Here is a 6,293-nt window from a genome sequence, read left to right on the forward strand (position 1 = left end):
GCTATAGGATTGACTCCGACTTATGATTGAATTTATACGCCAGAATGCCGATAAACTCCTCGAGCAAACGTTAACTCACATTGGATTGACGTTTGTGTCGTTGTTGTTGGCTTTGCTATTAGGTGTACCGCTCGGTATTCTGATTGCGCGTCACAAACGGCTGGCTAGCGCGGTGTTGGGTGTCGCGGGCGTACTACAGACCGTACCAAGTATAGCCTTGCTAGGCTTTCTGATACCTTTGTTTGGTATTGGTGTTGGTCCGGCGCTAGTTGCGCTGTTTTTATATGCGCTGCTGCCTATTATTCGCAATACGTATGTCGGGATCACAGAAGTTAGCGCGTCGGTGAAAGAAGCTGCACGGGGGGTAGGCATGACCGATAATCAGATTTTAACGAAAGTTGAATTACCGTTGGCGCTACCCGTCATCTTTGCCGGTGTCCGAACGGCAACGGTTATTAACGTGGGTGTTGCCACCCTGGCGGCTTACGTAGCGGCCGGTGGGCTAGGGGAGTTTATCTTCGGCGGTATTGCCCTGAGCAACGTAAACATGATGCTGGCCGGGGCCATTCCAGCAGCATTGTTGGCAGTCGGATTCGACTATGGATTAGCCAGGCTCCAGCGATTATCTGCTCGTAAGTTGCGGGTCGGCGCAGTGCTTTTTGTTATACTGTTGCCGTTTCTATCGGCATTCTATCTGCTACCGGGCCGTACTGACAAATTAATTGCCGGATTTGCACACGAGTTCTACGGTCGGGCAGATGGCTATCCAGGCTTGAAAAAGACGTATGGCCTGCATATAACTCCCCGATTGATCGACCAGAATCTGATGTACGAGGCTATCCATCGCAAGCAGGTCGACATCATTAGCGGCTATTCTACGGATGGGCGGATCAAAGCATTCGATCTACTGGTGCTCAATGATGATCGTCATGCATTTCCGCCGTACGGAGCTGCGCCGGTTGTTCGCCAAACGACGCTAGATCGTTATCCAGAGCTCGGTACAACGCTCAATCTCCTGGCTGGTAAACTAACTGACTCGGTAATGACAGCCCTAAACTACCGAGTTGACTACCGCAAAGAATCACCAGAAAACGTGGCGAGGTATTTCTTGAAACAGGCTGGAATCTACAAGATGCCTGCTCCGGTCGAACGCGCTCAAACCATCGTCATGGGTTCAAAGGTCTTTACTGAACAGTATATTCTGGCTGAGATCTATCGTCAATTGATCGAAGGGCATACGGCATTGCGGGTCGTCTCGCGGACCGGCCTGGGTGGCACTCAGATCTGCTTCGACGCGTTACGTACCGGAGCCATCGACTTTTATCCTGAGTACACAGGCACCGGTCTGCTGGTCATTTTACAACCCCCAGCCGCTGTATTAGATACATTATCAATGCAACCGGAATCAGTATATGATTTTGTCAACCGACAGTTCACTCAGCGGTATAAACTCACCTGGTTAAAGCCGCTGGGTTTTAACAACAGTTACTCGCTGATGATGCGTCGAGAGCAGGCAAAAGCGCTGGATATACAATCGATAACTGATTTGGTAGCCTACTTGAAACCTTAACGCTGTCTATTTCTTGCTGACGTATCGGTTTCCTTTAACGTAGTATCGATACGGCAAATCGGCTCCGTGAGTCAGGCCAATGCGCGTCGTGGTAACCATGTCGAAGTCGTGCAACACAACTGGCCGGATAGAAATGGGGCCTGTGGTAAGGGATGAGAAGTTATGTTCGACCCGATTGATGCCCATTGCGATCACCAATTTTCCCGGTCCATTGGCCAGGTTGCGTTGCCCCTCGGTCGTCGACGCATCAATGGTATTATTCCGGTAACGGGCAAAGCCCGTTTTGAAGGCTTCGTTCCGGCGCATTTCCATTAGTTCAAGTCCTTCAGTGGGTTCGAGCGCGCGAATCAATACAGCTTCGCCAACCCCCTCGGGACCCGTCACTACGTTGATGCAATGGTAATGGTTGTAAATCTGATAAACGTACAGCGTTCCAGCGGGGCCAAACATGGCCGCATTCCGATCGGTCTTTCTACGATACGCATGGCAGGCCGGGTCGCCGGTGATATATCCCTCGGTTTCTACGATAATGCCCGCGGTTGTTCCCTCAAGTGACTCATGAACCAGTTCGCAGCCAAGTAGCAGTTGGGCGAGCGTAAGGGTGTCGTGCTGTTCGTAAAAATCGAGCGGAAGCTTAGTCATGATCCATCAAATCACATTCATTGTCTGCTCCTTGATCTTTTCGAGCTCGTCTTTCATTTGTACCACAAACCGTTGAATAGCTGCGTCGTTTGCTTTCGAACCAATCGTGTTGATCTCCCGGCCGATCTCCTGCGAAATAAAGTTCAATTTCTTGCCGTTCGCTTCTTCGGTTGACAACACTTCCAAAAAGTAGCTGAGGTGGTTTTTGAGACGTACCTTTTCTTCAGAGATGTCAAACTTTTCGACGTAGTACATCAACTCCTGCTCGAAGCGGTTATGGTCAAAGGTTTCACTCTCCAGCAGTTCCTTCACATTGTTGCGCATCCGTTCGCGTACGGCCGGAATTCGTTGGACATCCTGCTGCTCGACATCAGCCAGCCGGTCGCTGATGATTTTGATATATTCCTGAAATTTACTCTCCAGAACGGCTCCATCCTGCCGACGGAACTCATCGCACCGACGTAGCGCTTCCTGCACGGCGGCCTGAATGGTTGCCCAATCCGACGAATCAGCGCTTGGATCAGCCGACTCCGTTACGTACGCATTCGGTTGTTGCAGAGCTAGCTGGAGTACGTCGCTGTCGGATACGCTCATCAGCATACTGTTCGCCGTTTCTTTCAGGTCGCTGACGTAGGCTGCTACTAAAGGCCGGTTGATGGTTACGCCGGGCCGTACGGCGTTGGTTCGGGCCAGGTTAAGCGACAGTTCGACCTTGCCACGTTCTAATTGCTGAGTTAGTAAAGCGCGTAACTCAATCTCTTTGTCGGAAAACTGTCGGGGAATTCGGCAGTAAATATCTAAAAACTTAGAGTTAAGCGTTTTGACTTCAGCCGTTACAGACAGGCCACCGGCCTCTACAGTCGCGTTGCCGAAGCCAGTCATTGATTTAAGCATAAAATTGTGGTTTGAGGGGTATAGATTAAGGATTACGAAGCAATGCGTCAGCACAGCGTAACCCTTAACCTGTAAACCTGTAAATTATTTTAAAGCGCCTGCTTCTAGTTCTAAATATTCCTTTCGCTGGCGGGCAACGTCAATTGCGGTGTAAATGGCCTGAAGCATGGACGTTTCGTCGGCCAGATTTTTTCCCGCAATGTCATAGGCCGTGCCGTGATCGGGCGATGTTCTGACAACGGGCATACCTGCCGTGAAGTTAACGCCTTCCTCAAACGCAATCGCTTTGAAGGGAATCAGGCCTTGGTCATGGTACATGGCCAGAACCGCATCGAACTTCGTGTAGCCGCGCGTACCAAAGAAGCCATCAGCGGGATAGGGACCGAACACCAGATGCCCTTTATTCCGCCATTCGGTAAGCAGTGGCTTAATAATCTCCTGCTCTTCGTTGCCAAGTAGTCCTTCTTCGCCCGCGTGGGGATTCAGGCCCAGTACCGCAATTTTGGGTTTGTCGATGCCAAAGTCCACTTTCAACGATTGCATCATCAGGGTTAATTTCTGCGCAATACGTTCGCGGGTTACGTTCTGGCGGACACGCCCCAGGGGAACATGACCCGTTACAACGCCTACCCGTAATCGTTCGCTGACCATGAACATCAGATTGTCCTGTACGCCAAATTCCTGCGCCAGGTACTCCGTATGACCAGGGAACTTAAACTCCTCCGACTGGATGTTGTATTTATTGATAGGAGCCGTTACAATTCCGTCCAGCTTACCATTCTTCAAATCATCAACGGCCCGTTGTAAACAAGCGAAAGCAGCCTGCCCGGCTTCGGGGGTTACCTGACCCGGCTGAATGTCCTGGTTTTGGTCGGGCCAGCACGTAATAACATTCGTCATTTTGTGGCTGATCTGCCCAATGGTCGGCGCTCCATTCAGATTCCAGTCCTTGAAGTTCAACAAATTGCGGTAACGGTTCAGTACGCGCATTGATCCATAGATGACGGGCGTACATAACTTCTGTAACCGGTTGTATTGCAGCGCTTTCAGAATGACCTCCGGGCCAATGCCGTTGTAGTCGCCGAGTGATATGCCAATCACCAGTCGATCCTCGCGTCCAGTTGCTCCGGTATCGCCCCCGTTGCGGTTATTTTCGGCCGATTGTGCTTCCGAATGATTAGTCTCCCGAGCGGAAGCCTCCCGCTGGTTGTTTTCTCGTTCGCGAGCCGTTCTGTCACGAGCACCTGGCTCGTTTGGTACGTCACTCCGGTTTCGATTTGAACGGTCGCGCGGTCCGGCATCCCGTTCGTTTGGCCGGGGTTCTTGACGTGGTCCGTCGTTTCGCGGTTTAGGAATTACCTCGGCTTGTTCGCTATTTTGCGTGCCGCTGTTATGAGGGGCTGCGTCCCGTGGCCCAGCCTCTCGCGGTCCGGCGTCCCGTGGTCCGGCGTCCCGGTTGTTTCTACTGTTTTGTGGGCGGTTTTCGCGCTGCTTTGGCTCCGAGCCATTCGGGCGATCGTTACGTGGACGAGCGGCTTCGTTTCCCGGGCCTCCTTCAGTCTGGCTGTTGTTCAGCTGTACGTTATTTTGCTGGTTAGCCGGACGCTGCTCAGGTGGCAACTGGTTCTGGATAGGTTGCTGAGTAGCAGACTTATCGGCCTGGTTCATTCCGTTGTCTGGTTCCACACGGGGTTCGTTCGACTCCTCAGATTGGCGTTGTTCCATCTACTTTTGTTAGTTTCGCCAAATGTTATAGCATAATGAAACCAGAATTATCCATAAGCCAGAAGGCCAATTGGTATTCATATTTCGTTATACATTATTCAGTTTGATAGCTGCAAGTTACGAAAAGCCAACGGATGTCCCAGAATAAGCCTTTCATTCTCATTGCCGACGAAATGCACCCGTCGATCTTTGCCATGCTCGATCATGCGGGCTTCACCTACGAATATCAACCTACCATTACACGTGCTGGTTTGCTGGAACAGCTCGCGCTGTTCGACGGACTCATTATTCGTAGTAAAACCACTGTTGACGAAGAGTTACTTAGTAGAGCTCCTAAACTACGGTTCATTGGCCGGGCGGGAGCCGGGCTGGATTTGATTGACCTCGATGCTGCCGAACGGCGGGGTATCAGGGTGTTTCACGCGGGCGAAGGTAACCGCGACGCCGTTGCCGAGCATACCGTTGGCATGTTGCTGGGGCTGCTGGCCAACATTTTGAAAGCCGACCGCGAAGTACGGCAAGGTATTTGGGATCGTGAAGGTAACCGGGGTTACGAACTGGGTAGTTTGACCGTTGGCATTGTTGGCTACGGAAACAACGGACGGGCTACGGCTAAACGGCTTAGTGGCTTTGGATGCCGGGTGCTGGCCTACGACAAGTTTCTGACGAATTACGGTGATGATTTTGCCGAAGAAGCTACAATGGAACAACTCATTGCAGAAGCTGATGTATTGAGTTTACACATCCCTCTGACTGACGATACGCGTATGATGATTAACGATACGTTCATCGAACAGTTTGCTCGGCCGTTTTTCCTAATTAACATCGCCCGTGGCGAAATAACGTCGCTGTCGGCATTGGTACGTGGTTTAGAAAATGGTAAAGTGCGTGGGGCCTGTCTGGACGTACTTGAGAATGAGAAGTTGGCTAAGCTAACCCCTGACCAACAGGCGGCTTTTGATTACCTGCGTCAGTCAGACCGGGTCGTACTTACTCCGCACATTGCCGGCTGGACACACGAAAGCTACGTTCGCATCAATAAAGTGCTGGTGAGGCAGTTAGTGAGCTTGTAACAAAATCTCATAAGATGCGGTAGTAATTAAACCATGTCTATTTAAGTGCTATGTATTCATTTCGCCTGTAATCAGTTTGTATCCGATTCTTTCTGCAATAGGAGAGCCGTCTTTGGGTCTATATCTGTTGCGTAAGGTAACAAGCCCGTTTTCTGATTTAACAGACACCGGTAAAAAATGCAGGCGTTAAAGTAAGCGCCTAGTTTAGAGGGATGGCTATCATCGTCATACAAGTTAACATCAGGATGCTCCTTGATAATCTGGTAGTCCTAAACTTGTAATGATAGGTTGTAGTGCATGACCACGAACCGAATAGAATCAATGTGCCGGGTCAACTTTTTGGAGAACGATAAGCTTAACCGAACTAGCCGCGAACACCGTTGACGTAA

5 protein-coding genes and 1 pseudogene are annotated in these 6,293 nt (G+C 50.6%); 2 read left to right on the plus strand and 4 right to left on the minus strand.

The window, feature by feature from the left end; genetic code table 11:
* Window positions 1–22: 22 nt before the first annotated feature.
* Window positions 23–1,570 (plus strand): ABC transporter permease/substrate-binding protein, encoded by a 1,548-nt coding sequence (locus ACFSUS_RS14115; RefSeq protein ID WP_381523587.1) that lies wholly within the window; start codon window positions 23–25, stop codon window positions 1,568–1,570.
* Between the two features lie 6 nt (window positions 1,571–1,576).
* Here ACFSUS_RS14115 and ACFSUS_RS14120 read toward each other — a convergent pair whose 3' ends face one another.
* The 3 genes from ACFSUS_RS14120 to pdxA form a co-directional block, all read right to left on the minus strand.
* Window positions 1,577–2,212 carry a DNA-3-methyladenine glycosylase gene (locus ACFSUS_RS14120; protein WP_381523588.1) on the minus strand — a complete coding sequence of 212 codons (636 nt, stop codon included), beginning with the start codon at window positions 2,210–2,212 and terminating at the stop codon, window positions 1,577–1,579.
* A gap of 6 nt (window positions 2,213–2,218) precedes the next feature.
* Complete coding sequence (locus ACFSUS_RS14125; RefSeq protein ID WP_381523590.1) at window positions 2,219–3,106, minus strand: YicC/YloC family endoribonuclease; 888 nt, start codon at window positions 3,104–3,106, stop codon at window positions 2,219–2,221.
* Between the two features lie 84 nt (window positions 3,107–3,190).
* A complete protein-coding gene (pdxA, locus tag ACFSUS_RS14130; RefSeq protein WP_381523592.1) occupies window positions 3,191–4,831 on the minus strand; it encodes a 4-hydroxythreonine-4-phosphate dehydrogenase PdxA in 1,641 nt (546 codons plus the stop codon).
* 134 nt (window positions 4,832–4,965) lie between these two features.
* Between pdxA and ACFSUS_RS14135 the strand changes: the two genes are divergently transcribed.
* Entirely contained in the window at window positions 4,966–5,904 is a 939-nt protein-coding gene (locus tag ACFSUS_RS14135) for a 2-hydroxyacid dehydrogenase (RefSeq protein ID WP_381523594.1), read from the plus strand.
* A gap of 269 nt (window positions 5,905–6,173) precedes the next feature.
* Here the strand turns inward: ACFSUS_RS14135 and ACFSUS_RS14140 are convergent.
* Window positions 6,174–6,293 (minus strand): annotated as a pseudogene (locus ACFSUS_RS14140) (IS1 family transposase); the annotation flags it as partial.

Origin of the sequence: Spirosoma soli (assembly GCF_042684525.1) — a bacterium.
Classification (GTDB): Bacteria; Bacteroidota; Bacteroidia; order Cytophagales; family Spirosomataceae; genus Spirosoma; species Spirosoma soli.

Coding starts and splice junctions, on each gene's coding strand:
- ACFSUS_RS14135 (WP_381523594.1), top strand. CDS start 4,966: ATGTCCCAGAATAAGCCTTTCATTCTCATTGCCGACGAAATGCACCCG.
- ACFSUS_RS14125 (WP_381523590.1), bottom strand. CDS start 3,106: ATGCTTAAATCAATGACTGGCTTCGGCAACGCGACTGTAGAGGCCGGT.
- ACFSUS_RS14115 (WP_381523587.1), top strand. CDS start 23: ATGATTGAATTTATACGCCAGAATGCCGATAAACTCCTCGAGCAAACG.
- pdxA (WP_381523592.1), bottom strand. CDS start 4,831: ATGGAACAACGCCAATCTGAGGAGTCGAACGAACCCCGTGTGGAACCA.
- ACFSUS_RS14120 (WP_381523588.1), bottom strand. CDS start 2,212: ATGACTAAGCTTCCGCTCGATTTTTACGAACAGCACGACACCCTTACG.